Origin of the sequence: Pedobacter sp. Leaf250, from assembly GCF_920984735.1 — a bacterium.
Classification (GTDB): Bacteria; Bacteroidota; Bacteroidia; order Sphingobacteriales; family Sphingobacteriaceae; genus Pedobacter.
This window is the reverse complement of record NZ_CAKLBU010000001.1, coordinates 268,750-294,518: the sequence shown is the minus strand read 5'-3', so window position 1 is coordinate 294,518 and position 25,769 is coordinate 268,750. Positions and strand designations below refer to the sequence as shown.

The window sequence follows — 25,769 nt, the reverse complement described above, 5'->3', positions numbered from 1 at the left end:
TATAATTTCGCTTAAACTTTTTTAACGTTTACTGCTTGTAAACCTTTTCTGCCCTCAGCTACTTCAAATTCAACTGTATCATTTTCTTTCAGGGTATCAATACCACCTAAAACATCTTTAAAGTGTACAAATAAATCTTTGTTGTCTTCTTGAACAATAAATCCAAAGCCCTTTTGAGTGTTAAACCATTTAACTTTTCCGGTTGCCATAAAAAAATAAAAAATTTTATAAAAAAATAAACCCGTATGCTTTGATTCACATCTTAATTAATTATTTCTTATCTAATAATAAAGCAAAACAACCAGATTAAGCGCTAATTCTGAAACAAAACTATCAAATATAATAATTCAGAGACTTAAAGCAATCTCTTGAACATTAATCAACAAAAATGTTGCGAAGAAACATTGTTTTTTGCACAATTATTTATTTGGTTGCGGTGTTGTACGCAAATAAGGTTTAATTATTTGGTGTCCTTTAGGAAATTTAGCAGGTATATCTTCTGTTTTAATACTATTAACCACAATTACATCTTCCCCATCCTTCCAATCTGCAGGAGTTGCTACACTATAATTTGCAGTAAGCTGTAGGGAATCGATAACTCTTAATACTTCATTGAAATTTCTTCCTGTAGAGGCCGGGTAAGTGATAATTAATTTTACTTTTTTATCAGGACTGATCACGAAAAGCGATCTTACTGTTAAGGTTTCAGATGCATTAGGATGAATCATATCGTACAGATTTGCTACAGTTCTATCTGGATCGGCAATGATCGGGAATTCAACTGACGTATTTTGCGTTTCATTGATATCGCTGATCCATCCTTTATGAGATTCGGCAGTATCAACGCTTATGGCTAACACTTTCACATTACGTTTTTCAAATTCACCTTTTAGGGCAGCCGTACGTCCGAGTTCAGTAGTGCAAACAGGTGTATAATCTGCTGGGTGCGAAAATAAAACACCCCAGCTATCGCCAAGAAAATCGTAAAAATCTATTTCACCAATTGATGTATTTGCCTGAAAATTGGGTGCGGTATCGCCTAGTCTTATACTCATGATATTTTTCTTTTAATTTGATTTAAACAAAAATAAACAATACTATACTAAATACATAGACATAATATAATAATAATGCAATCAAATTATTCTGCCAACAAAAAACCCTGAAGAGGTTAATCAACAGGGTTTCAAGAATATTAATTTGTTTGGGTAAATTAATTATAAACTTTAATCATAAATACATAGTCTTGCAATTTCTCAATTTGCTTGGTACGTTTTAAACCGGAAAGCAAACTTTTCTTATTGCTTGATGATAGCTTATTTGATCCTAAAGAATCTTGAGGAATAGCTCTCATGGCCTCTAAAATGTATTTTGATTTAATAGCAAAAGCAGCACCTTCAGTCTGATCAGGCTTACCACTGATAATCCCCACTAAATTTCCATTATTATCTAATAACGGGCCTCCACTATTACCAGGATTTACTGGAATGGAAACTTGATATTGAGTAGTATCACCGATAAAACCATTTTTAGAACTTACGTAACCCTCACCCAAAACAGCATCATCTTTAGGATAACCCAAGGTGTAAACCGTTTCACCTATACTACTGGTTGTCTTTTTGATAGAATATGGAATTGATGAAAGATGATTAAAATTTTTATCACTTATCTTAAGAATAGCGATATCATTTTGCGAATCAGTATAAATCGATTTTACCTTGAATGATTCGCCTTTGTTATTTTGAACATACAAAGAATCAGCACCATTAATCACATGTAAATTGGTTAAAATATAACCATTCGTAGATATCGCAAAACCTGTACCACCAAAGCTGTTTTGAATAGCGGGCTTGCCAGCTGCGTTAGTGGTATTATTAATTTTCCTAATTAGGTTATTCTGCGTTTTGATTGCTTTATTAACTTGATTACTCAGCAAAACAAGTTGTTCTTTTTGCTTACTGTTATGTTGAATAGAATAAACAGACACTAAAGACAATACTAAAAATGATGCAGCAACTGCAATGGCGGATTTATGTTTTCTCCATAACTGAATCACTTTTGATGGATGTGGTCTTAAAGCTGTAGCTAAACCCTCTACATCAATTTCTGCATGGATATTATTTAATTGCTCTTTTAATCTTAATTGAGCAGCAAATGTTTCCATCGATTCTAAAAAGAATTTATGCGAAACAACTTTATGATCAACAGCCGCATCATTGCGGCGAAGTGTTTCAAAAGCTTCCGTTTCCTGCGGATTAAGTTTACCTAAAAGATAATCTTCAATAATTGCATCTAACTCCAAATCGTTTCTCATTTCAATTATTATGGTTGAAAAAATATTTTCTTTAACCTTTGCAGGCATTTATACTTTTGTGTTTTTGCATTATCAGTATTGGTATAACCAAACTTTTCGCAAATATCCTGCATGGATAAATTATGGATATAAAAATCCTGAATAATAGTTTTACAGGGCTCTCCTAAATGCTCGAGGGCCGATTGCATTTTAACAAAAGCTGCATCTTTTTCCTCATGCGTTTCTACATCTTCCTCCACAACCAACACATCTTCATAATCAGTAATGTTACCGGCTTTCTTACTATTCTGACTTAGTTTCTTAAGCCATATTCGCCTGCAAACTGAATAAATATATGTTTTGAGTTTACTGCTTAATTCAAAGTTCCCTTCCTTAATTTTATTATACAATATGATAATGGCTTCCTGATAAACATCTTTTGCATCATCTTCATCACCATTATTATTGAGGATAAATTGCAAAACCATCACATAATACGCTTTGTATAACTTGTTAAGTGTATCTTCAGAGTTATTTAGAATACCTAAAATAACTTCTCTATCTGTTGGAACTGAACTCTTTAAACTGTTATTCACCCGTTAATACGTTTTTCTAAAAATAGTAACCCAATATTAGATAAAAAAATATTTATAGCAACTATCATTGGTTAATACGTTGATAAGATTTAGGGTAACCCAATATGCATGAAAAAATATTTTCATTTTTTTAAAAATTGTTGGGTTACCTTTTTACCTTTGCGGCATTAACAAGAAAATTAATTACTTAAAAAAAATTCAAAAATGAAAAATGCATTCAAATTAGGCTTTTTAGCTATCGCTTTATCTTTATCAGTTGTTGCTTGTAATTCAGAGAAAAAAGCTGAAGGTACAGATACTTTAGGTGCTGATACTACAATCACTGCTGATACTACAGTTAAAGCTGATACTACTGTTGCTGATACAGTTGTTAAAACTGATACTACTGTTGTAAAACACTAGTTAATAGTCTAATAAAAATATAAAAAGCTTCATTCCTTATGGTTTGAAGCTTTTTTTATTTTTTTTTCAATTTTGCGGGTTACCTTTTTTTATTTACTGTATTAAGTGTAAATTAATTAATCACTAAAACGAAATTTCAAATGAAAAATGCATTCAAATTAGGCTTTTTAGCTATCGCTTTATCTTTATCAGTTGCTGCTTGTAACTCAGAAAAAAAAGGCGAAGGTACTGATACTTTAGGTGCTGATACTACTATCACTGCTGATACTACTGTTAAAACTGATACTACTGTAGCTGATACAGTTGTTAAAACTGATACTACTGTTGTAAAAAAATAAGTAAAAGTTAAAATCATATAAAAGAGCTTCAATTTTAATTAATTGAAGCTCTTTTTATTTAAAATTTATTTTTAGGGTTACCTTTTCCTGTTTTAAGTATAAAGACTGAAACTTAATAAATAACCCTAAACAAAATCAAAATGAAAAATGCATTCAAATTAGGCTTTTTAGCTATCGCTTTATCTTTATCAGTTGCAGCTTGTACTTCAGAAAAAAAAGGTGAAGGTACTGATACTTTAGGCGCTGATACAACTATCACTGCTGATACAACTGTTAAAACTGACACTACTGTAGCTGATACAGTTGTTAAAACTGATACTACCGTTGTAAAAAAATAAGTAAAAGTTTTTTTATACCATAAAATCCTCAGTTCAAATTGAACTAAGGATTTTTTTGTTTGAAAGATTAAATTTATGATTTAACTAAATCAAAGCTAAAATTTCTTAGATATAAACCCTGTAAATCCATCAATTGTAGTAAATTTGCGGCAAAATTATAATCTACATAATGAATTTAACTTCGCTACAAGCAATTTCACCTGTTGATGGTCGTTACAGAAAAACTACCGAAAATTTAGCCAACTATTTTTCTGAAGAAGCGCTAATAAAATATCGTGTTTTTGTAGAAATTGAATATTTCATTGCATTATGCGAAATCAATTTACCTGGTTTAGAAAATTTCGACAGATCGCTTTACAGCCAACTTCGTAAAATTCATGAAAATTTTTCAGAGGTTGATGCACTAGAAATTAAGGAAACCGAAAAGGTGACCAATCACGACGTTAAAGCTGTAGAGTATTTTATCAAATCTAAATTCGATCACCTTTCTTTACAGGATTATAAAGAATTTATCCACTTTGGATTAACTTCTCAAGATATTAACAATACGGCCATTCCTTATTCGGTAAAATTGGCTTTGAACGAGAGCTATTATCCAGCAATAGCTTCATTAATAGAAAAGATTAATGGCTTGGCTAGTGAATGGAAAGATATTCCAATGTTGGCTCATACCCATGGTCAGCCGGCCTCTCCTACCAAACTTGGTAAAGAATTTCTGGTTTTTGCGGAGCGGTTAAGCATTCAGGTTGAAGCACTAAAGGCAATACCAAACAGTGCCAAATTTGGTGGTGCAACCGGAAATTTCAACGCTCACCATATCGCCTTTCCGAAGGTAAACTGGGTGGATTTTTCAAACAAATTGGTAAATGAAACTTTAGGCTTAACCAGGGCACAGCATACCACACAAATTGAACATTACGATCAATTTGCGGCACAGTGTGATGCTTTAAAACGCATCAATAATATCATTATCGATTTAGATCGCGACATTTGGACATACATTTCGAAGAATTATTTCAAGCAAAAGATCAAGGCGGGAGAAATTGGTTCATCGGCCATGCCGCACAAAGTAAATCCTATTGATTTTGAAAATGCTGAAGGAAATGCTGGGATTGCAAATGCATTGTTCGAGTTTTTCGCTGCGAAACTTCCTATTTCGCGTTTACAAAGAGATTTGACAGATTCTACTGTGTTAAGAAATATTGGTGTTCCATTCGGCCACACCTTAATTGCCATAAACTCAACTTTACGAGGATTAAACAAAATACTTTTAAACGAAGCTGCGCTACATGCAGACCTGGATGATAACTGGGCTGTAGTGGCAGAAGCAATTCAAACTGTTCTACGTAGAGAGAATTTCCCAAACCCTTATGAAGCATTAAAAGAATTAACCAGAACTAACGCAAAGATAAATGCAGCTAGTATTGCAGATTTTATTGAAGGTTTAGCGGTATCAGAAGAAATAAAAACACAATTGAGAACCATTACACCATTTAATTACACAGGTGTTTTTTAGTGAAATTAAATTGACGCTAAACAGACAGCATACCAAAGTTTTATTTGTGAGTAATTGTTAATTTTGTTTATTCAAATTGATTAAGACATGACGATTAACGTATATACAGAACAAACTCCAAATCCAGCAACCATGAAATTCATGGTTAATAAGTTATTGATAAACGGAAGTGAAGATTTTGCAACTAAAGAAAGCGCAGAGCATTCTCCATTTGCAAAAGAATTATTCAAGTTCAATTTTGTTTCTGGTGTGTTTTTCGCCAGTAACTTTGTAACCATCACTAAAACTGATGATGCAGACTGGAGTGATATAGAAGCTATTTTAAAAGAATTTGTTAAAGGTGCTGTAGAATCTGAATTAAAAATCAAAGAAGCCAGTGCAGAAGAAGCACCAGCTTTTGAAGGTTCGGAAACTGAAATTAAAATTCAGCAGATTTTGCACGATTATGTTCGTCCGGCTGTTGAGCAGGATGGCGGTGCAATTACCTATAAATCTTTTGATGAAGGTGTTGTAACTGTTGAATTAAGAGGTTCTTGTAGTGGTTGTCCATCATCTACCATCACGCTTAAATCAGGAATCCAAAATTTATTACAAAGAATGGTTCCTGAAGTTACGGATGTTGTATCTGAGGCTTTATAAAAAGCATATTTTTATAAGTAATAGTAACAGAGGCTCAATAAACAATTGAGCCTTTGTTATATAAAACATTTTTATCAGCTAAAATGCTTACTTATCGCGATGAGCATTTCTTTGGTAAGCTTGCCATTGGTGGCTAATATTTCTCGTTTCTCGAAATAATCATTTCCTCCGGAAAAATCGAAAACTTCTCCGCCTGCTTGCTGGACTATGAAACAACCAGCAGCGAAATCCCATTGTTGCAAATTGTATTCAAAAAAAGTATCGAAACGGCCGCAAGCGGTATACACCAAATCAATAGCAGCAGCACCAATTCGGCGAACACCATGGCTTTTTTGCATCATCTCTTCCAGCAGTTTTAAATATTGCGCCTGCTTTTCAAACTGATAATAAGGAAATCCTGTAGCCAGTAAACTCGATTTTAAATCAGGATTTACAGAAACGTGTATTTCTTTCTTATTCATAAATGCCTTGCCACCTTTGTATGAATAAAACATCTCACCTCTGTTAAGTTCGTAAACAACGCCTATAACCGGCAATCCATCCTCGTAAAGGGCAACGCTAATTCCATATGCCGGTATTCCATGTATAAAATTTGTGGTTCCATCTAAAGGATCAATAATCCAGGTGTAAGTTTTTCCTACTCTGCTTATTGTTTTCTCTTCAGTAATAAAACCCGCATCAGGAATTAATTTTTCCAAATTTTGAACCAGTTTCTGTTCTGCTGTTTTATCAACATAAGAAACCATATCATTTAACCCTTTGTACTCAATTTTATTGGCATCAAATTGCATAGCTTCCTTACGGATAAAATTTCCGGTAAGTTTAACAATTGATGAAACCTTAGTGCATAGTAACTCGTAATTCATAGTTATTTAACAAAACCCTTTAAAGGTTGTTGGCTTTAAAATGAAATTTACTGAACCTATTTAAGCCAATTGATTCTTATTTCTTAAGGCATAAGCACTTAAAGCAATGCCGCCTAGTACTAAAAATGTGGCAATCATTTCAGCTTGGGTAAAAGATAAACCGAAAACATGATATTTAGAATTGACTCTATATAATTCGATACAGAAACGTTCAACACCATTTAAGATCATGTAAATACCGAACATTAAACCTGGTGCCTTTATTTTATCGCGAATGCTCCACAAGAAAGCGAAGAGAATTAAACAAATAATTACTTCATATAAAGGTGTAGGATAAACGCCTTGAGCCAACTCATTACAAAATTTGCCCGTACAACCTGGAATTGGTACGCCTTCGCCTACTACATTGTTTGGATATGTGTAAGACCATAACCAATCTGGTAACCAAGTGAAAGGTTTTGGATTTGGATTTACAATTCCCCAATCGCCATCACCAGATAAATGACAACCGATACGGCCGACTGCATAAGCCAGCATCATACCTGGTCCGCCAACATCGAGCATATGTAAGGGTTTGATTCCGTTTCTCTTGGCAATAATAAGTACAGCTGCACCACCACAAATTAAACCACCGTAAAATGTTAAGCCGCTAAAAGATAATAACCGCTCAATTGGATTTTTAACAAAATCATCCCAATACTCTAGGTTATCAAAAAATTTCGCACCCAAAAAGCCCCAAATTGCTGCCCACACAATTAAATTACTCATTAACTGATATGGGTGAACGATAACTTGGGTTTCTTTTGGCTTATCTAATTTATTTTTTTCTTTTTCTTTATAATCCCAGTAAGCAAATAATCCAGCAAAAAAAAGGCCGCCAATAATGTTACCCTTTGCCGACATTAAAATAGATTGCGCATCGCTTACAAAAAGCGAATAGTTTAGCAGCGCATACACCAGCTTATAGCCAATAATAAATCCAAAAAGCGCATTCATTATAATTTCTGATGTGGTTGCAGGTTTACCCAGCACTACAGTTTTCTTTATTGGGTGAAGAATTCCCAAAGCTTCTTTGCGTTTCAACTCTTTAGTAAAGGCCCAATAACCCGCTATAAAAGCAATGGCAACAAATACACCGAAAGTATTGAAAGGTAGCGGCAGATTAATGCCAAATAAATATTCTAAAAAATGCGAAACGGTAGGAAACATAAAAATTATTTGTTGCGAAGATAGCAAAGAAAGACCAAAGCTGAAAGGCTGAATAAGGTAGGAAAGATGAAGAGTTTAAGGTAAAAGACTAAAGACCAAAAATAAAAGACAGACGCGAAAACCTAAGCCTTCCACTTCTTGATAATAGATACTAATTACTTGATACTGGATACTACTTAATGTGCATAAACAGTTTCGAGTTCCGCTACCTCAACTTCACCTTCGGCTGTTATTTCCAAAAGCTTCACTGCTTTTAGTTCATTTACCATAATTGGATCATATTTGGCACGTACCTTAACATAGTTTTTTGTAAAACCATGCATGTATCCCATTTTTTGATCGGCTTCAAAAAGCACTTCTGCATTGCTGCCTATTTGTGATTCATAAAATGCCCTGCGTTTTTTATCAGAAAGAATGTGCAGCATTTTGCTACGCTCATTTCGCTGGCTGCCAGGAACAACACCCGTCATTTCTGCCGCAACCGTTAATTCACGTTCGGAATAGGTAAATACATGCAGATAAGAAATATCAAGTTGGTTTAAAAATTGATAAGTATCTAGAAAATCTTCTTTGGTTTCCCCAGGAAAACCAACTATTACATCAACACCAATACAGCAATGTGGCATCACCTCTTTAATTTTCGCTACACGCTCTATGTATAAATTAGTACGGTAACGACGGCGCATTAGGCCTAAAATTTTGTCAGAACCAGACTGTAAAGGAATATGAAAATGAGGTACAAAACGTTTTGATGTAGAAACAAACTCTATAATTTCATTGCTTAATAGATTGGGCTCAATCGATGAGATACGAATTCTTTCAATTCCCTCCACTTCATCCAAAGCTTTAACCAAATCAAAAAATTTATCTTCACGTTCACCATTGCGGATGCCAAAATCACCAAGATTTACCCCGGTGAGCACAATTTCCTTTACACCACCTTCAGCAATCATTTTAGCTCTATTCACCACATTTTCAATGGTATCGCTGCGACTTGCGCCACGTGCCAACGGAATGGTACAATAGGTACAAGGATAATCGCAACCATCTTGAACTTTTAAGAAAGTACGGGTTCTATCTCCAATGGAATAAGATGCAATAAAATTATGATTTACCTTCTCAATATTTTGTTGGTGAACAACTGCCTTTGGATTTTTAGTTAAATCGGTAATATACTCTACAATGCGAAATTTTTCAGCAGCACCCAAAACCATATCAACACCTTCAATTTCGGCAATTTCTTGAGGTTTTAACTGTGCATAGCAACCAACAATGGTAACAAAAGCGTTTGGCGAATATTTTAACGCTTCTTTAACAACTTTCCGGCACTTTTTATCTGCATGCTCGGTAACAGAGCAAGTATTAATCACATAAACATCGGCCTGATCTTGAAATTCAACTACAGCATAACCTGCATCGGTAAATAAGCGACCGATAGTTGAAGTTTCAGAGAAATTTAATTTACAACCTAATGTATAAAATGCGACCTTTTTCATTGAGCCTGCAAAGATATGAAAATAGATTTGAGTATTAGGATATGAGATTTGAGTTGAATAGTAAATTACAGTGAATTAACATTTCGATGAAATATTTATATTGTCACTGTAGTTTATCATTTTTTTACTTTTCATTCCAACGATAACTGTCTTGCTCGAAACCAGCCAGATCTAATACGCGACTAATTACTGTTCCTGCAACTTCTTCTATAGTTTTGGGTAAACTATAAAATGATGGGTTAGCAGGGCAAATAATTCCCCCAGCTTCGATAACTATTTTCATATTATTGATATGAATTAGGCTGAAAGGTGTATCACGAACCACTGCAATAAGTCTTCTACGCTCTTTTAGTACAACGTCTGCCGCTCTTGAAATTAAATCATTAGAAATTCCATGTGCAATTCTACCCAGCGTTCCCATAGAACAAGGTACAATAATCATGGTATCGTATTTGGCAGACCCAGAGGCAAATGGGGCATTAAAATCGTTTTTATGATAGAAATTAAAATTCTGGTAATCGTTGTAATTTTGGTTGCCAAGTTCGAATTGCCACACTTCCTTTGCATTGTCACTCATCACTACACCAACAGCTTGAGTCTGATCTTTTAATTTCTCCAATTGATCGAACAAAACCTTTGCATATACAGAGCCGCTTGCACCAGTAACCGCAACAATTACTTTCTTTTTTATCATGAACCAAAAATAAGCTTTAAAATATAATAACAACAAAAAAGGGCCAGAACAAAGTTCTGACCCTACATCTACCTATGAAAAACATACCCTCGAAAGGGTAAGAACAAATATATATAAAATTTTAAAAAAAGATAATTATGAAGTGTTAAAACCTTTAAAATGAGCAAACCATCAATTTAAAGTAATTAATAAACTGATATTCAGTATTTTATTTTATAAAAATTTTCTAATATTAATTTAAAATTATAAACGTCTCGATTAAAAATAGCATCATAGAAAACGTAAACGGACCAATCAAACCTCAAAAACGACGTACAAATACGTTAAATGTGTTTTAAAATCCAGTGTAGGCTGATAATTAATCAACTTAAATTAATTTTTTTCTCCGGCGATTTTAGATCTTATTCTACTTAAAGTTTCCAAGCGCATGCAAAGAAATGAAGCGATGTATTTAAGTGGCACCCGATTAACCAATTGAGAATAACTATGTGTAAAACGCAGATAGCGTTTTTCTGCAGATTGCAATCTGGAAATATAAGCACGTTCGCAAGCATGCAGATAATGAAGCTGAGTCATTTTTCTACCTACATAATTAGCAATTTCAAAATTATTGTAAAGCTGTCGCGACATTGCATGAGGAACAGCAACTGCTACAACATCTTCAAGCGCCTGAACGTAATCTTCTGTTGGTTGCTGCTCATCCCATAAATTCCTGATATTGCCAACCAATTCATTTTCCTGAGCAATCCAGGTAGTAATTTCTTTATCATCATCCTTCATATATCCCCTTGCCACGCCTTTAAGTAACAGGAAAATAAATTTATTACGATGTAATGGGGAAGAAATAAATTTATTTTTTTTAAATGTAACCGGAAAGGTCTGTTCGTTTATGATGTGCTCAATTTCTGGCGATAAATTATGGAAAGTGCGGAAGACAGTAATCAGTGGAGAAAAACCACCATAAGCCAACCATTTATCTTCATTATTTATTCTATCGGGATTCATCTTATTCAATTTAGGGACGTAGAAACAATGATTCGAACCGTAAATTAATATAATTGAATGTTAAATACCAATTATGAGAAAAAAAAGTTGCGCACAGTTATATATTATATCCTGTCAGTTAAAATAGGTTCAAACTTAAGTAAAGATAAATTGGATGTTTATGAATGCCTTGTTACAGTTAGCGTTTGGAAATATTGATGGCCCGTAAACCATCCTTATCTAAAATAATTTCAAAGGAGACTTGATCGTATTCTTTTACTGTTGCTTTTAGATGTCTAAATTCGAATATGATATCTTGAGCATTTTCATCTTCAATAACTCCCGATTTATTTTTATTATCCATATGGACTATAGTGCCCATTCTTAAATCACTCATTTATTAGCGTATAAAATCTGACAAGTATAATAATAAAAGTCTAATTAAAAATACAAATTATTCAATTTTTGAACAACTTTAAGCTATAAAATTTGTGATGTTCTTTTTTATTTATCGATACAGTTTATACAATTGATTAATAGATTTTTATTAAGATCCTCAACAAAACACTTAAAACACTATTTAACAGTAATTTAATTAATTTTAGATAGTTTATTTTATTTTTCTGCTAATTTATTTTCAGTAAAGTTTCTTCTTAAAATTATAATTTACAATTCACATTGGCTATCTACCAAAAAACCTAAACTTGTAAACGTTTCAGACAATATACATTTGAATTATATGACAAATAAATTTTAATAATACCGAAATGAATAAATCAACCTGAAGCTTAAATATAACCTTAACTAACTATTTTATATCTAGGCTAAGAGAACATTAAATATTTTGCTTAGTGGATTTCATTATTTTGATCTTCCATAAGTACTCGTAATATCCGCTAACCAATTCTGAATTGGCTTAAGCTTAGCGGCATCCAATCTCCATAACCAATTGCCATGAGCTTTACCTGGAATGTTCATTCTGGATTTCTCATCTAAACCTAAAATATCTTGAATTGGCAAAATCGCTATTTTAGCAGTAGATGAAAATGCAAGTCTTATTAATTCCTGATGAATATTATTTTCATCTATTTTTTGCCCAAAATATTTGTTAATTCTTTCTTTAGTAGATATCTCTATCTCATTATTATACCAACCTATTAACGTATTATTATCGTGGGTGCCAGAGTATACAATACAATTTTGATTTTCATAATTGTGTGGAATATGCGAAGACGCACTGATATCGCTGCCAAATGAAAATTGTAAAACTTTCATTCCAGGCAACTGAAATTGATCTCTTAATAATTCAACTTCCGTGCTTATTTCACCCAAATCTTCAGCAATGAAAGGCATTTCTGGGAAATTTCTTTTAATAACTTTAAAAAAATTATTACCCTCGCCTTTTATCCATTTTCCATTTATAGCACTTTCGCTATCAGCAGGTATCTCCCAATAGGATGAAAAAGCTATAAAATGATCTAAGCGGAGTAGATCGAACATCTCCATATTTTTCTGCAAACGTTTAATCCACCATTCATAATTATTGCGTTTCATTGCCGACCAATTAAAAATCGGCATTCCCCATAATTGCCCATTCTCGTTAAAATAATCTGGAGGTACACCAGCAACAAAAGTTGGTTTTAAATCAGCATCCAGTTTAAAAAGTCCTGGTTTAGACCATACTTCAACAGAATCATAATCAAGATAAAATGGTAAATCACCTATCATTTTGATTCCCTTGGAATTTGCGTAATCTTTAAGTAGATGCCATTGTTTCGAAAATAAATATTGCTGCCATTTAACCTCATTAATTTCATCAGCATATTTGTTACTAAAGCTTTCAATACTTTCTAATTCCCTAGTTTTAAATGCCGTAGGCCAATTGTACCATTCCAATTGTTTGTGATGATGTTTTATTGCGGTGTACAATGCGAAGTCATCAAGCCATTCACCTTCCTTTTTGCAGAAATCTAAAAATTCTTCTGAAATTATTGGAGGTTTATTTTTCTTAAAAGCTTTATATGCTTTTTGAAGCAGCTTAAATTTCGTTTTTTCAACGTGTTGGAAATCAATTTTCTTTTCAAATAGAGTTACACTAGCATTTAAATCATCGGTAGAAAGCAAACCCTCATTGGCCAGTTGCTCTAAATCTATCAATAATATATTCCCTGATTTTGCAGAATTGCTCGAATATGGACTATGCCCATTTCCCGTTTTTGTGGGGTTTAGTGGTAACAATTGCCAATATTGTTGGTTTGTCTCTTTTAAAAAGTCGACAAAACGGTTTGCTTCCGATCCAAAATCACCAATTCCGTATTTTGACGGTAGTGAGGTAATATGCATCAATATACCTGCAGACCGATCATTTTTTTTTCTTTTTAACTCAATGATGCCAATTGGTAATTCTCCAAATATTTGAGATACCAGAATGCCATCATTCAAGATGTCTTTTACATCATCTTTCTCGGTTATTATATTTCTCCAGCTAGAAGGGAATTCTCCTGGAAGCATGATTTGGGTATCTAACCAATTAAAATTTTCTTTTTCTTCTGGTTTGCAAATGCTCGCCAAAGCTACAGGAAGCGCAATTATGATATGTTCATTCTTATATTTTCGGGCGAAAGCCAAAATATTAGATTGATAAGCCCCTTTAACTTTTAAAGGAATATATTCGCCATTCGTGAAAACATCGCTATTTTTCTTTCTAAAATCGATAAGTTTTCGAGTTAGCCACAACTTAATTTTACCCGAATACCGCTCTGCCCACAGTTTTTTTAGTGATAATTCTTCGTCTATAAATTGATTACGCTTTTCATAATCTACCGGTCTACGGTTATCAGGATCAACCAAACTCAAATCCCATAATTCTGTTCCCTGATACACATCAGGAATGCCAGGACAGGCAAATTTTAGAACAAGTTGAGATAAGCTGTTCACAATTCCAAAATCGGCAATGCGATTAAGAAGATGATTTATAATGGTAAAGCTTTCTTCAGTTTTGTTGACTAACTGGAGTGCAAAGCCTTGAACCAACTTTTCGTATGCCTCATTTGGTTCTGCCCAGTCAGATCTTTTTTTCGCCTCTCTTAATGCTTTTTCGATAAATTGAGTTAAGCGATTATGGAGATCATCGGCATCTTCGCCAGGATAAGGTATAGCACCTAAAATAGTTTGAAAAATAAGATAGAAATCATTGTTGTGCACTGATTTAAAAATTTCATTCAGCTTTTTCGATTCTTTTATGGAGGTGATAAAATTTTGAACCCCTTCTTTCCACTCATCAGGCAAATCAGTAAGAACATTTATTCTTGCCCTAAAATCCTCACCTTTTTTGGTATCATGTGTTGAACTTCCATTTAGGGATAGAGGCCAATTCATTTGCCGATCTATCATTCTATTATGAAATTGATCAAGCGTTAATCCAAATGCATCTGGAGCATCTCCAACTTCGGAGTGACCAATAAAGCGATTGTAGGTGAACATTACGGTATCTTCCACACCTTTTGCCATTAATGGTCCTGAAAATTGCATTAAGCGTTGATAAAATTTTCTTAATTTATCATTGTATTCAACGTTTGCATTTTTTGGTTCTTCGATAAAAACACGCTTTAGAAACAAAGAAACATCTTTAAATACATCCTTATTACCAACAATTTTTAGTAGCGCACTTAAATTTTCCTCATCAATTTTTGATAATGGAAAATTATAATTGTAATATCGATAAACAGGCATTTGAATTAGCATTTCTGCTAATCCAAGTTTTAACTTTTCTTCACCAATCAGTTCGATTTCATCATTGGAAGAAACATTTAAATCGAGATATAGCTGCAATAAATTCTCGAGTTCGCCCTGCATGTATTGAAATAGAAAAGCCTCTTTCTTTTCATAGATGAGTTTATTCGGATCAAGATTTTTACCAGTAATATCTTTATAAATTTCATCAAACTTTGCCTCATTAGCTTGATTTGTAAGCAAATTATTAGCCATAGACAAAAAATCGTAACCAGTGCTTCCTTGCGCTTCCCAATCAGCAGGCATTTTCTCATCTCGCTCCAAAATCTTTTCAACTACAATATAAATATCTTCACCAGCTGCTTTCCTTAATCGATCCAAATATTCTTTTGGATCATACAGTCCATCGATATGATCAATACGTAATCCTTGAAAAATTCCTTTTTTAATTAGAGATAAAATATATTCATGATAAATATCGAAGTTATCTTGATGATGGATATTTAAGCAAATCAAAGCATTAACGGTAAAAAACCTTCGATAATTGATGGTATGATTGGTTTCCTGCCAGTTACAGAGACGATAATATTGCGCACCTGCAATTTCCTCAACAAATTGCTTGCTATTAATTTCGGATTTATTTTTATTACTAATTTTTCGCTGAGAAGATTCATTTAAAGGCCAATTGGAATCTCCAATATTCAGAAAATATTCGCCATCATTTTTAATCAACTTTAATTCCGAATTTTCAATGGCATCGGTTAAATCATTCCCTAAAAAAGGTACCATTAGCTTTTGATTGTTGGAAATATTGATATCAAAAAAAGTTGCATATTTTGATTTTGCCCCCTTTCTTAATACATCCATTAGCCATTTATTTTTGGGAGAAAAAGCCATGTGATTGGGAACAATATCCTGCAGCCAACTGATGCCAGCATTCTTCAATTTCTCAGAAATTTTTATCAATTCGGCTTCTGTACCAATTTCTGGATTAATGCGAAGTGGATTTACAACATCGTAACCATGCGTGCTACCATCAAGAGCTTCAAAAATGGGCGAAGCATAAATGGTATCAACTCCAAGTTTTTTCAGATATGGAATGATTTTATTTAATGATTTAAAATTGAAATCTTTATGAAATTGAATGCGGTAGGTAGAAGTTGGTTTAAACATTTGAGCTAGTAAAAATTAGGATCGATTCTGGAAAAATAGTTATATTGTTATCAGTAAAAACTAGGTTATTAACATCTTGTCCACCCCATTGTTCGGCGGCAGAATTTAATACAAGTTGATAATCCAATCCGTTTAAAATTGGTAAAACCTGTTGTTGCTTAGAAAAATTTAAGGCGCACAATACCTGTTGTTCTTGATGCCATCGGCTGATTATTAAACAGTTCTGTATTTTATGTGCTTCAATTTTTAACTGTTGGCGATTTAAACTTGATAATGCTGGTAATGATTTTCTAATATTGATAATCTTTTTATAAAAAGCATGCATCAATTGGTGTTTGCCATGCAAATGGCTATTCCAATTTAATTTTGAGCGGTTAAAGGTTTCTTCACTTTGAGGATCCGGAACTTGTTCATCATGGTGAAATGCAGCGAATTCCTTCTTTCTACCTTCCCGTACCAATTCCACAAGTTTTTCATCAAGGTGCGAGATAAAAAAAAGAAATGGATTTTCTTCTGCATACTCTTCTCCCATAAAAATGAGAGGCAAATAAGGACTTACAAAAACAGTAGCTGCCATTAGCTTTAGCATTTCAAAACTAACCAGGCCAGAGGTTCGTTCACCCAACATTCTATTGCCTATTTGATCGTGATTCTGCGAAAAAACAACAAATTGTTTACCTTCATTACCTTTGGCAACTGTACCAAAATGCTTGTCTCGATGAACAGAAAACTGACCATCATATACATAGGCATCGGTTAAAGATTTTGCTAAATCTTCAATTCCATTAAAATCGCTGTAATAGCCGCGTTTTTTTTGACCAGTGGTGACCCGCAACGCATGATGAAATTCGTCAATCCATTGTGCATCTATTCCATAACCACCCTTTTCTATCGTATTGATGTATTTGTTATCGTTTAAATCGAGCTCCACAATTAAATGAAAATCCCGACCAACCATTTCAGAGAGTTTATTTACATACTGTTTAATTTCTAATAAAATATGCTTGGCGCTTCCATCTTTTATGGCATGAACAGCATCCAATCGCAACGCATCGATATGAAAATCACGAAACCACATCAATACATTTTCAATATAGTATTGCCTTACCGGATCGCATTTTTCATCGTCAAAATTAATGGCACTGCCCCAAGGTGTATGGTATTTATCGGTAAAATACGGACCAAAATCGTTGAAATAATTTCCTTCAGGCCCTAGGTGATTGTAAACTACATCCAAAATAACCGCGATACCTTTATCGTGACAAGCATTTGTTAAGTGCTGCAACTCTTTTGGCCCACCATAGGTATTTTGCACAGCAAACGGATACACACCATCATAACCCCAATTTCTGTTTCCCGGAAATTGCGACACAGGCATTAATTCAATGGCATTAATGCCCAAATCCACCAAATAATCTAATTTTTTTTCAATCGATTCAAAATCACCTGCTTGAGAAAAAGTACCAATATGAAGCTCGTATATGATGTAATTTTCTAAAGAAATACCTTTCCAATTATGATCAGTCCACTTGGATTTATTTAAGTTAATTGCAGTTGATATACCAAAGATACCATCTCTTTGATAAACGGAGGCAGGATCTGCCCGTCTGATATGTTTTGTGTTTGGCAGGTTGTGCTCTGTTTCTCCAGACTGCCAAATTTTAAAGGAGTACCCATCTCCATCAGTAATGTCATGTGAAATACCGTACCAATAACCAAAATTCTGTTTCAGTAAAGGGATTTTTAATTTTTTTTCTGGAACCAATAAAGATACATTCAAAGCATAAGGTGCCCAAAGCCAGATCTCCACCTTGCCATCCTCTAAAAAATTTACTCCGATACTTCGCCTTTGGACATTTATCTCCATAAACCTGATTATTGTGCTAGCGAAAAACTGTACAATTCTTTACCATCAGGAGTAACAAAATCTATTTTTGCTATCGTATCTTGATCAACTATTTCCAATATGTGTGCCTTAAGGTTAGTGGAAAGCTGATCAACATCTTCCATTTCTCCTATTACAATTTCCAACTCTGCAGCACCTTTTCTTCTTACATCTTCTATCCTACTGCCTAAATATTCTTTTAATTGATTGATGAGCTCTTCCATAGTATTATTTACACTATGAATAATAGCCAAACGAATGAAAATGTTTGGTAGAATTTTAAACTGTGATAAAATTTATTTTTGAATAATCTTGTAAGTTGATATTCAGACTGATTGCTAAAACAAAAGGATTGAAAAATTCAATCCTTTTGTTTTATAGCTATTTTGTTTGATCAAGACTATCTATAAGCTTTCTAGCCTGTGTTTGCCAATCTTTGATCAATAGTTCATATTCTGTATGGCAAAAATATTCATCGAATGATTTTTTTATGTTCTCGCCATCAAATGCACCACAGATTGCGATATAGTGTCTACTAGAACCTTCATCATCCGCATAAGAAAAATCAAAAGCATAGTAATTTCCTTTTTCCGTAACTACTTTGCCCAACAACTTTAAATCTTCTGGATAGTCTTCATCACCTAAATAATGATAAAGGATTACCTCGGCAATTTCATCATGAGATCTATATTTTGCCGGAACTGTTTCTAATTTCCCTATTGAATTGTATGCTGTCAAAATATCAAGTCGTGTAGATAAACTATCCAATTGGGTATCCAATAAACTTTGCTCAACAGGCAAATTCATTTTGATACGCGTAACCAATGCGGTAGTTTTCATGTATGAATTAGAATCAGTTACAAGTTTAATGGTAAACTCATCTGCTAATTTTGATAAATCTGTAACTGGAAAGATTTTTAAATAGCCATAAATTTCCATAGCGTAATTTCGGTCTTCATCTTCAAGATATTTATTTAAATCTTCAGTAGCTGTGGAAAATATTTCTTTCTTATTGGCATTTATTATAGACATATATTCTTGATTCTTCGAAGAAACGCTTATGTCAGCTATTAGATCGATAATATTACCTTTATATTGAGGTTGCTTTTTTAATAGTAACAATTTATCGAAATGTTGAGCTGCATAAGCCAAGGAGTCTGTTAATGGCGAAAAAGTCATCCAATAATTATCAAGGTTTAATGGTTTACTATCTAATAGACTTTTTATATACCAATCGTATTTAGTAGAATCGATTTTTACAACTTTTACTAGCGCTTTAGATCTTATTAGATCAGCATTTTTTATATCAGAAAATAATCCCATTAAGAAAGGGACACTATTTTTCTTATCCAAATTCCCTAAAACATCAATTAATTTGGCTCGAACACCATTAAATATTGAATCGCTTGGATATTTTAATTTTAATGCGGCCTTGATTAATGGAATTTCAGATTCATCAAAAACATAAAATTTTAGCGCACCGAACGCAGAGTTGAAAATTGTAGAATCCTTATTTGTTAAATCTTGAAGTAAGATTTTTGCTTTTGATGATTTAATGTCAAACGGCTGTGAAGTTGATGTTTGTATTGCGGTAGAGAAAAATTCATTTGCTTGCTTACCTTCAATTTCTTCTTTAGTTCCAATTAGCGATTGATAAAAAAAATTATCTCCATTTAACCACATCTTTATTTTCCTGTTATTGCCTGATAAGGTATCTTTAAAATGATATATTTTGCCTTTGGTATCACCTACTAACACATTTTCGTGTTTTAATAAACTATCTTTATTAATACTTATGCTTTCAATCATGGCATCGTAAAGGGAATCAACATTGCCCGATTTGTAATATTTACTCAAATGCGCAGTTTCCATCATATACAAACCTCCAGTATTAACGTTACCAGCGAAATATGCTTTGCTATTAACCAAAAAGGTTTCAGAATCATACTCATCCTTATCCAATATTAGCTGTGGTTTAGTCGGCGTTTTAACGCTCATTTGTTCAATATCAAAAAGCTCGCTTTTGCCATCTAAATAATTTTCTATTTTAAAGGAGCTAAAAAAAGAATCATCAGCAATGGTTTTATCATCAGATAAATTTTGTTTTAAAAGCATATAAGTTCTGTTACCTCTTAAAAAAAATTGTAACCTCATATCATATCCTTGAATATTTATATCTAATCCTCTACCTTCATAACCATTGTTAAAGATTATTTTTGGAGCAGCTGTTATTGTTCCTTTATTTTCAAATTGTTTAATTAAGCCATTAAAAACAGAATTTTTATCGGATACATACATCCCATCTGGAAAATCATTGTATTTAAACAGAAAGCTATTTAATTTTATTTTATCAACAATTGTATAAATATTCATCACATAAGGATGATCAGGGTAAGATGGATCTAATACTTCTTTAATTACCTCATCTGGCATTTTTGGAACTTTTAAGCTGAAGCCTCCTTTTTCATTTTTATAATCGATCCACGATACATTTTTAGCGAGGGTAGGGTCATTAATTTTTAGCGAATTAAAAAATCTATCTGCATAGGGTTCGTGTACATCGTTAACTTCATTTTCTACACTCAATCCATAAAGTGTATTGTTTTTCAGCACCAAAACTAATCTGATGAATTTTCCGCTTGCTTTAATATCTGCGTCAATAGAAGCTGCCCCATACCTATTCTCGCTTTTCTTTGAAATTACCTCCCTACCATCTCCTAGATAATTTTTAAATAGCGTATCTAAGTAAGCTTGTGGTTTAAGTCCTTTTATTGGACCAATATAATTTGAATTGGCCGTGTAGATAGCATCGTTAGTTAAATCAGAAAAAACTACTGATTTTTTCATCATCTTTTTAATTTCAAAAGGTTTTGATGGAAATTCTACTTCATAATTATCATCACTGTTTAAGTATTTTGTCCAACTCATTTTAGAATGGTCTATTTTATAATTATTGGCAACACCTGTAAAATCGGCTTTAACTTTGTGCAGTTGATATCCCAATTTTCTCAATAGATTAATTACCCCACTTTCGCCCAGCATATGAGCAGCACCGATAGTAACAAATACACTTTCTGATTTTAAAAGACTATCTATTCCATCAGCCATTATTTTATTGCGCTTAAACAAATTCAGATTATCTTCATCACCTTCATTTAATAAAGCTGTAATTTCTTCTAAATTACCACCTTCGTAAATTGCGACCATCTTATCTAAATTTTCAAGCTCGAAATCCTCATCCTTATCGAAAAGCCCTAGAATTCTATCATCCTTTTGATACATTATATCGACCTGATCTGAAGGTTTCTCTAGACCAAAGATTTTTTTTCTCATCGTTTTGGCTATACCATATAAATAGGCGTCAATAAAAGTTTGTTTATCATCTTTCTTAGCATAATCTGGAGTCATTAGCGATGTAATTAATACAGGATTATCAAGCTGGGCAGAATCTGGTTTATAACCATTTTTCGCTTGAAATCTTTTTATTAATTCACTTTTTTGTTCAGCAGAAAGAAGATTTTTCATTCTCTTTTGCATTGCAGGTTGTGCTGATAATCCAAATATTGATTGCAATAGGGAGTCTGGATGAACTTCTAAGATAAAAGCAGATGTATTTTCTATAGCCTTCATAACAGAATCGCTAAAATTAAATGCTCTCTTATCTCTTACATGCATGGAGCCAAATAAAAAAGATGGCTTACTTAATCCTTTGCCACTTATTTGCCATAGCAGATTGTATTTGGGTTTGGTTTGTTGAGCTAAACTACTTTTAAAGAATATAGATAGGATAATTAAAAGGTTTAAAAACCTAAAGAAATTCCATAATGGAAATTTTAATTTCATAAAAACGGAGCATTATATTAAACTCCGAATATAGTAAATTCCCAAATTGATTTTGAAATGAAAATTTATTAAATAAAAAAGGCAGCCTAAATTAAGCTGCCTTTGAACTGTGTATGATAATTTTATTTTTGTGATGCTTCTGGTGCTTTACCAATCAAATCCATAAACTGATCCAATTTCGGAGTGATGATAATTTGTGTACGTCTGTTTTTCGCTTTGCCAGCTGGTGTAGCATTGTCTGCAACAGGATTATATTCACCTCTGCCGCCAGCGGTTAAACGTTTTGGATCGACTGAATATTTGTTTTGCAAAACTTGTACAACTGAAGATGCACGTAACGCACTTAAATCCCAGTTGTTACGAATATTTGGCTGCGAAATTGGAACGTTATCTGTATTACCTTCAATCAAAACATCATAAGAACTATAGTCTTGAATAATTTTAGCGATTTTGCTAAGCGTTTCGCCAGCTTTATCGCTAACCTCAAATCCACCAGATTTATATAACATGTTATCGGCTAACGAGATATAAACCACTCCTTTTAAAACCTGAACATCGACATCGCTTAGTTCTTCTCTGCTTAATGAACGGGTTAAATTATTCGTTAACACCATATTAAGTGAATCACTTTTATTTTTGGCATTTACTAACTGTTTGATGTATTTATTTGAACTATTAATTTCATCAACCAATTTTGAAATATTAACATTTCCTTGATTGCTAGAACTTAAACATTTATTTAAAGCATCCTGAAGTGCAGTTACGTTTGCTTTCTCTGAAGCAATTTGCTCTTCTAAACTTTTCACTCTGCTGGTAGCGCCAGTTAGTTCACGTTGACTATCCTGAAATTGATTGCTAAGCTCTTGGTTTCGCTCCCTTAATTTGGAGTAAGTATCTTGCAATTCAGCATATTTCTTATTGCTTACACAACCAGAAACAAGAATAATTGCCAAAAGCACAATTGGGAATGATTTGTATAATTTCATAATCTTGTATTTTTAGATTATAGCTTAACAAATTCCTTGCCGTAAAGTTTCAAAGGCCGACTAAGGCCTTCCAGGCACACTTCGCAACATTAACTCATTACAAATCATTAAAAAAAGTTAAGGATAAAAAATTTAGATAAGTACATTTTGAAAACTTAAAAGCATTAAATTCTTTAAATTCTATCATATTTTAAACATAATACAGAAATATTATAACCGGACAGTAAAATGGATTAAAATTTTCTAACAAAATGATGAATTTTCATTTGATAATGCTTTAATAATGTTTATTTTGCGCCATAATTAAACATATCGTATTTTATCCTTAATGAATATACGATTCATCCTGAAGTTAACAATCTCTTTATGATTAAGCTTTTTATTGGCGGCCTTGCAGATAATATTCAAGAAATGGATTTGGCAATCTTTGTCAGCCTTCACGGTAAAATTGAAACTATTAAAGTTGTAAGAGACAGAGCAACCGGAAAATGCAAAGGTTATGCATTTATTGAGGTAATAAACCAGGCTGATGCCAGTAACATCATCTCGATGTTAAATGGAGAAACTTTTAAAGGAAACGTTATTACTGTTAAGCAAAGCGCAGAAGAAGCACCTAAAAAAGTTTTCAAGCCAAAGCCAGCGGGCAGTGCAGTACCAAATAAAGGAAAAAGACCCCGCATGCAACGCTAAATATTTTAACAAGCCTGCAGCGATACTTAGCAAAAAATTTTATATCAGCTTACCCAATCAATTCTGATCCGTTATCAGTTTCAACTACATAAGCATCAAGTTGCAAATTAAATTCACGTTGATAAGCAGCTTTAATTTGCTCGATTAATACATCGATTCTTTCATTTCTTATGATGTTAAGTGTACAACCACCAAATCCTCCACCCATCATTCTAGCTCCGAGTACCCCATCAAAATCTTTTACAAAATCAACTAAAAAATCAAGTTCTTTACAACTTACTTCATAATCTTTGCTCAATCCCCCATGTGTTGCAAACATCAGTTCTCCCAAAGCAACTAAATCGCCATTTCCCAATTGATCAACAGCTTTTATAACCCTTTCATTTTCATCAACTACATAAGCACATTTTTTAAACACTTCCGAGTCTTTAGGTTTAACAAATTTTTCAAGCATCTCCAAACTCACATCGCGTAAGCTAGAAATTTTTGGGAAATGTTCTTTAATCCACTTCACACCCTGTTCGCATTGCGATCTTCGGGTATTGTAGGCCGAATCTGAAAGCGAATGTTTAACATTTGTATTCAAGAGAACAAGTTTATAGCCATCCAACTTTAAGGGGATGTAAACATATTTCATCGATCGGCAATCGAGCATTACAGCTTGGTCTTTCTTTCCGAAAACTGAAGCAAATTGATCCATAATTCCGCAATTTACCCCTGCAAATACATGTTCGGCCTTTTGCGAAATTAATGCCAGATCCATCTTAGAAATTCCTATATTGTTTATATAGTTTAGGGCAAAAGCGGTAGCACACTCTAATGCTGCTGAAGATGATAAACCAGCACCTAAAGGCACATTTCCATCTAAGTATAAATTAAATCCAGTAAACTTATAACCTCTATTTTTCATTTGATCGGCAACACCAAGAATGTAATTTGCCCAGGCTTTATCCGATTTTTCAATTCGCTCTATACCACAAATATGTAACTGCTGATAGCTTTCTGAATAAAGATGCATTTCATTATCTTCCCTTTTCGATACCGCTACATAAATTCCTTTATTTATTGCCGCTGGCATCACAAAACCATCATTGTAATCGGTATGTTCGCCAATAATGTTGATTCTACCTGGCGATTTAACAATTACTGGTTCTACCTGGAAAATATTTCTAAATGATGTTTTTAAAAGTTCTATATCCATAACTACTCCTCCTATTTTGAATTAGGCGAATTTACTTCAAACCTATTTTAACAAAGCTATTGATAAATTATTAAATGTAAAAGTGACAATTAATAATTTATCAAATTTTTATAATTTAGGGAAATTTTTAAACGCTAACCGAAACGCAATGAGAGGATATTCTGGTCAACCGCATTATTTAGTTGCAGTAGATTGTATTGTATTTGGATTTGATGGAGAACATTTAAAAATTTTGTTAGTTAAAAGAGGTTTAGAACCCGAAAAAGATAAATGGAGTTTAATAGGTGGTTTTGTTGCTGAAGATGAAAGTCCAGACGATGCAGCAAACAGGATTTTGAAGAAAAACACAGGTTTGGAGGGAATTTATCTAGAACAACTTCAAATTTATGGCGAACCGAAAAGGGATCCGATTGAGCGAACACTTTCGGTTGGTTACTTTGCCCTCATAGATATAAATAAATATCAAACACAAATTAACGACGATTTCCATGCAGAATGGTTTTTAATTAATGATCGTCCGAAATTAATTTTCGACCATGACAAAATGGTTATCGATGCAAGAAAAAAACTAAGGTATAAAGCTGCCCTTCACCCTATTTTATTCGAAATGCTCCCTAAAAAATTTACAATTCCGCAATTGCAAATCCTTTTTGAGGAAGTGAATGATACCAAAATCGATACAAGGAATTTTAGCAGAAAAATAAGCTCTACAGGATTGCTTATCAAACTCGAAGAAAAAGATAAATCGGGCTCTAAGAAAGGTGCATTCTATTTTAAGCTCGATAAAAAGAAATACGCAGCCAACTTTCAAGCCTTTTTAAATCTAATTCCAAATCTTAAATCAATTTAACGATAATCATTTTAATCTCGATTTAAGATGAGATCCTT

Annotated in this window: 23 protein-coding genes; 7 read left to right on the top strand and 16 right to left on the bottom strand. The window is 33.2% G+C overall.

Annotated elements, in window-relative coordinates:
* Positions 1 to 11: 11 nt before the first annotated feature.
* From LUA91_RS01340 to LUA91_RS01325, 4 genes are all read right to left on the bottom strand, one after another.
* Positions 12 to 209, bottom strand: a complete 198-nt coding sequence (locus LUA91_RS01340; protein WP_231424154.1) for a cold-shock protein — start codon at positions 207 to 209, stop codon at positions 12 to 14.
* A gap of 210 nt (positions 210 to 419) precedes the next feature.
* Complete coding sequence (locus LUA91_RS01335) at positions 420 to 1,055, bottom strand: peroxiredoxin (RefSeq protein WP_231424153.1); 636 nt, start codon at positions 1,053 to 1,055, stop codon at positions 420 to 422.
* A 158-nt stretch (positions 1,056 to 1,213) separates the two neighbouring features.
* A complete protein-coding gene (locus tag LUA91_RS01330; protein WP_231424152.1) occupies positions 1,214 to 2,314 on the bottom strand; it encodes a serine protease in 1,101 nt (366 codons plus the stop codon).
* Between the two features lie 8 nt (positions 2,315 to 2,322).
* Positions 2,323 to 2,889 (bottom strand): RNA polymerase sigma factor, encoded by a 567-nt coding sequence (locus LUA91_RS01325; RefSeq protein WP_231424151.1) that lies wholly within the window; start codon positions 2,887 to 2,889, stop codon positions 2,323 to 2,325.
* Positions 2,890 to 3,093: 204 nt separating this feature from the next.
* On the opposite strand from LUA91_RS01325, the gene LUA91_RS01320 reads away from it, so the two are divergent.
* From LUA91_RS01320 to LUA91_RS01300, 5 genes are all read left to right on the top strand, one after another.
* On the top strand, positions 3,094 to 3,291 hold the full coding sequence (locus LUA91_RS01320) for a hypothetical protein (RefSeq protein WP_116167967.1): 198 nt from the start codon (positions 3,094 to 3,096) through the stop codon (positions 3,289 to 3,291).
* Positions 3,292 to 3,431: 140 nt separating this feature from the next.
* Positions 3,432 to 3,629, top strand: coding sequence for a hypothetical protein (locus tag LUA91_RS01315; protein WP_231424150.1), 198 nt, complete (start codon positions 3,432 to 3,434; stop codon positions 3,627 to 3,629).
* A gap of 140 nt (positions 3,630 to 3,769) precedes the next feature.
* On the top strand, positions 3,770 to 3,967 hold the full coding sequence (locus LUA91_RS01310; protein WP_231424149.1) for a hypothetical protein: 198 nt from the start codon (positions 3,770 to 3,772) through the stop codon (positions 3,965 to 3,967).
* Between the two features lie 169 nt (positions 3,968 to 4,136).
* A complete protein-coding gene (gene purB, locus LUA91_RS01305; protein ID WP_231424148.1) occupies positions 4,137 to 5,483 on the top strand; it encodes an adenylosuccinate lyase in 1,347 nt (448 codons plus the stop codon).
* A gap of 87 nt (positions 5,484 to 5,570) precedes the next feature.
* Positions 5,571 to 6,122: a NifU family protein gene (locus LUA91_RS01300; protein ID WP_231424147.1), complete on the top strand. Its 552-nt coding sequence runs from the start codon at positions 5,571 to 5,573 to the stop codon at positions 6,120 to 6,122.
* 74 nt (positions 6,123 to 6,196) lie between these two features.
* Here LUA91_RS01300 and LUA91_RS01295 read toward each other — a convergent pair whose 3' ends face one another.
* The 11 genes from LUA91_RS01295 to LUA91_RS01245 form a co-directional block, all read right to left on the bottom strand.
* On the bottom strand, positions 6,197 to 6,988 hold the full coding sequence (locus LUA91_RS01295; protein ID WP_231424146.1) for an inositol monophosphatase family protein: 792 nt from the start codon (positions 6,986 to 6,988) through the stop codon (positions 6,197 to 6,199).
* Positions 6,989 to 7,048: 60 nt separating this feature from the next.
* The gene (locus LUA91_RS01290; RefSeq protein ID WP_231424145.1) at positions 7,049 to 8,197 is read right to left on the bottom strand and encodes a prolipoprotein diacylglyceryl transferase; all 1,149 of its coding nucleotides are present in this window, start codon (positions 8,195 to 8,197) and stop codon (positions 7,049 to 7,051) included.
* Between the two features lie 176 nt (positions 8,198 to 8,373).
* Complete coding sequence (gene mtaB, locus LUA91_RS01285; protein WP_231424144.1) at positions 8,374 to 9,693, bottom strand: tRNA (N(6)-L-threonylcarbamoyladenosine(37)-C(2))-methylthiotransferase MtaB; 1,320 nt, start codon at positions 9,691 to 9,693, stop codon at positions 8,374 to 8,376.
* Positions 9,694 to 9,817: 124 nt separating this feature from the next.
* Positions 9,818 to 10,387 (bottom strand): UbiX family flavin prenyltransferase, encoded by a 570-nt coding sequence (locus LUA91_RS01280; RefSeq protein ID WP_231424143.1) that lies wholly within the window; start codon positions 10,385 to 10,387, stop codon positions 9,818 to 9,820.
* A gap of 372 nt (positions 10,388 to 10,759) precedes the next feature.
* On the bottom strand, positions 10,760 to 11,392 hold the full coding sequence (locus tag LUA91_RS01275) for a Crp/Fnr family transcriptional regulator (protein WP_231424142.1): 633 nt from the start codon (positions 11,390 to 11,392) through the stop codon (positions 10,760 to 10,762).
* Between the two features lie 178 nt (positions 11,393 to 11,570).
* The gene (locus LUA91_RS01270) at positions 11,571 to 11,768 is read right to left on the bottom strand and encodes a cold shock domain-containing protein (RefSeq protein WP_231424141.1); all 198 of its coding nucleotides are present in this window, start codon (positions 11,766 to 11,768) and stop codon (positions 11,571 to 11,573) included.
* A gap of 464 nt (positions 11,769 to 12,232) precedes the next feature.
* Entirely contained in the window at positions 12,233 to 16,276 is a 4,044-nt protein-coding gene (gene treY, locus LUA91_RS01265) for a malto-oligosyltrehalose synthase (RefSeq protein ID WP_231424140.1), read from the bottom strand.
* Positions 16,269 to 18,143, bottom strand: coding sequence for a malto-oligosyltrehalose trehalohydrolase (treZ, locus tag LUA91_RS01260; protein ID WP_231424139.1), 1,875 nt, complete (start codon positions 18,141 to 18,143; stop codon positions 16,269 to 16,271). Before treZ ends, treY begins: the two co-directional genes overlap by 8 nt.
* A gap of 8 nt (positions 18,144 to 18,151) precedes the next feature.
* Positions 18,152 to 18,385, bottom strand: a complete 234-nt coding sequence (locus LUA91_RS01255; RefSeq protein WP_231424138.1) for a hypothetical protein — start codon at positions 18,383 to 18,385, stop codon at positions 18,152 to 18,154.
* Between the two features lie 157 nt (positions 18,386 to 18,542).
* Positions 18,543 to 22,004 carry a TraB/GumN family protein gene (locus LUA91_RS01250; RefSeq protein ID WP_231424137.1) on the bottom strand — a complete coding sequence of 1,154 codons (3,462 nt, stop codon included), beginning with the start codon at positions 22,002 to 22,004 and terminating at the stop codon, positions 18,543 to 18,545.
* A 122-nt stretch (positions 22,005 to 22,126) separates the two neighbouring features.
* Positions 22,127 to 22,990, bottom strand: a complete 864-nt coding sequence (locus tag LUA91_RS01245) for a flagellar motor protein MotB (protein ID WP_231424136.1) — start codon at positions 22,988 to 22,990, stop codon at positions 22,127 to 22,129.
* A gap of 366 nt (positions 22,991 to 23,356) precedes the next feature.
* Here LUA91_RS01245 and LUA91_RS01240 point away from each other — a divergent pair, with 366 nt between their 5' ends.
* The gene (locus LUA91_RS01240) at positions 23,357 to 23,680 is read left to right on the top strand and encodes an RNA-binding protein (protein ID WP_231424135.1); all 324 of its coding nucleotides are present in this window, start codon (positions 23,357 to 23,359) and stop codon (positions 23,678 to 23,680) included.
* A 49-nt stretch (positions 23,681 to 23,729) separates the two neighbouring features.
* On the opposite strand, the gene LUA91_RS01235 is transcribed toward LUA91_RS01240, so the two are convergent.
* Positions 23,730 to 24,881, bottom strand: coding sequence for a galactokinase (locus LUA91_RS01235; protein WP_231424134.1), 1,152 nt, complete (start codon positions 24,879 to 24,881; stop codon positions 23,730 to 23,732).
* A 148-nt stretch (positions 24,882 to 25,029) separates the two neighbouring features.
* On the opposite strand from LUA91_RS01235, the gene LUA91_RS01230 reads away from it, so the two are divergent.
* Positions 25,030 to 25,731 (top strand): NUDIX domain-containing protein, encoded by a 702-nt coding sequence (locus LUA91_RS01230; protein WP_231424133.1) that lies wholly within the window; start codon positions 25,030 to 25,032, stop codon positions 25,729 to 25,731.
* Positions 25,732 to 25,769: the final 38 nt, after the last annotated feature.

Coding starts and splice junctions, on each gene's coding strand:
- LUA91_RS01340 (WP_231424154.1), bottom strand. CDS start 209: ATGGCAACCGGAAAAGTTAAATGGTTTAACACTCAAAAGGGCTTTGGA.
- LUA91_RS01335 (WP_231424153.1), bottom strand. CDS start 1,055: ATGAGTATAAGACTAGGCGATACCGCACCCAATTTTCAGGCAAATACA.
- LUA91_RS01330 (WP_231424152.1), bottom strand. CDS start 2,314: ATGAGAAACGATTTGGAGTTAGATGCAATTATTGAAGATTATCTTTTA.
- LUA91_RS01320 (WP_116167967.1), top strand. CDS start 3,094: ATGAAAAATGCATTCAAATTAGGCTTTTTAGCTATCGCTTTATCTTTA.
- LUA91_RS01315 (WP_231424150.1), top strand. CDS start 3,432: ATGAAAAATGCATTCAAATTAGGCTTTTTAGCTATCGCTTTATCTTTA.
- LUA91_RS01310 (WP_231424149.1), top strand. CDS start 3,770: ATGAAAAATGCATTCAAATTAGGCTTTTTAGCTATCGCTTTATCTTTA.
- purB (WP_231424148.1), top strand. CDS start 4,137: ATGAATTTAACTTCGCTACAAGCAATTTCACCTGTTGATGGTCGTTAC.
- LUA91_RS01300 (WP_231424147.1), top strand. CDS start 5,571: ATGACGATTAACGTATATACAGAACAAACTCCAAATCCAGCAACCATG.
- LUA91_RS01295 (WP_231424146.1), bottom strand. CDS start 6,988: ATGAATTACGAGTTACTATGCACTAAGGTTTCATCAATTGTTAAACTT.
- LUA91_RS01290 (WP_231424145.1), bottom strand. CDS start 8,197: ATGTTTCCTACCGTTTCGCATTTTTTAGAATATTTATTTGGCATTAAT.
- mtaB (WP_231424144.1), bottom strand. CDS start 9,693: ATGAAAAAGGTCGCATTTTATACATTAGGTTGTAAATTAAATTTCTCT.
- LUA91_RS01280 (WP_231424143.1), bottom strand. CDS start 10,387: ATGATAAAAAAGAAAGTAATTGTTGCGGTTACTGGTGCAAGCGGCTCT.
- LUA91_RS01275 (WP_231424142.1), bottom strand. CDS start 11,392: ATGAATCCCGATAGAATAAATAATGAAGATAAATGGTTGGCTTATGGT.
- LUA91_RS01270 (WP_231424141.1), bottom strand. CDS start 11,768: ATGAGTGATTTAAGAATGGGCACTATAGTCCATATGGATAATAAAAAT.
- treY (WP_231424140.1), bottom strand. CDS start 16,276: ATGTTTAAACCAACTTCTACCTACCGCATTCAATTTCATAAAGATTTC.
- treZ (WP_231424139.1), bottom strand. CDS start 18,143: ATGGAGATAAATGTCCAAAGGCGAAGTATCGGAGTAAATTTTTTAGAG.
- LUA91_RS01255 (WP_231424138.1), bottom strand. CDS start 18,385: ATGGAAGAGCTCATCAATCAATTAAAAGAATATTTAGGCAGTAGGATA.
- LUA91_RS01250 (WP_231424137.1), bottom strand. CDS start 22,004: ATGAAATTAAAATTTCCATTATGGAATTTCTTTAGGTTTTTAAACCTT.
- LUA91_RS01245 (WP_231424136.1), bottom strand. CDS start 22,990: ATGAAATTATACAAATCATTCCCAATTGTGCTTTTGGCAATTATTCTT.
- LUA91_RS01240 (WP_231424135.1), top strand. CDS start 23,357: ATGATTAAGCTTTTTATTGGCGGCCTTGCAGATAATATTCAAGAAATG.
- LUA91_RS01235 (WP_231424134.1), bottom strand. CDS start 24,881: ATGGATATAGAACTTTTAAAAACATCATTTAGAAATATTTTCCAGGTA.
- LUA91_RS01230 (WP_231424133.1), top strand. CDS start 25,030: ATGAGAGGATATTCTGGTCAACCGCATTATTTAGTTGCAGTAGATTGT.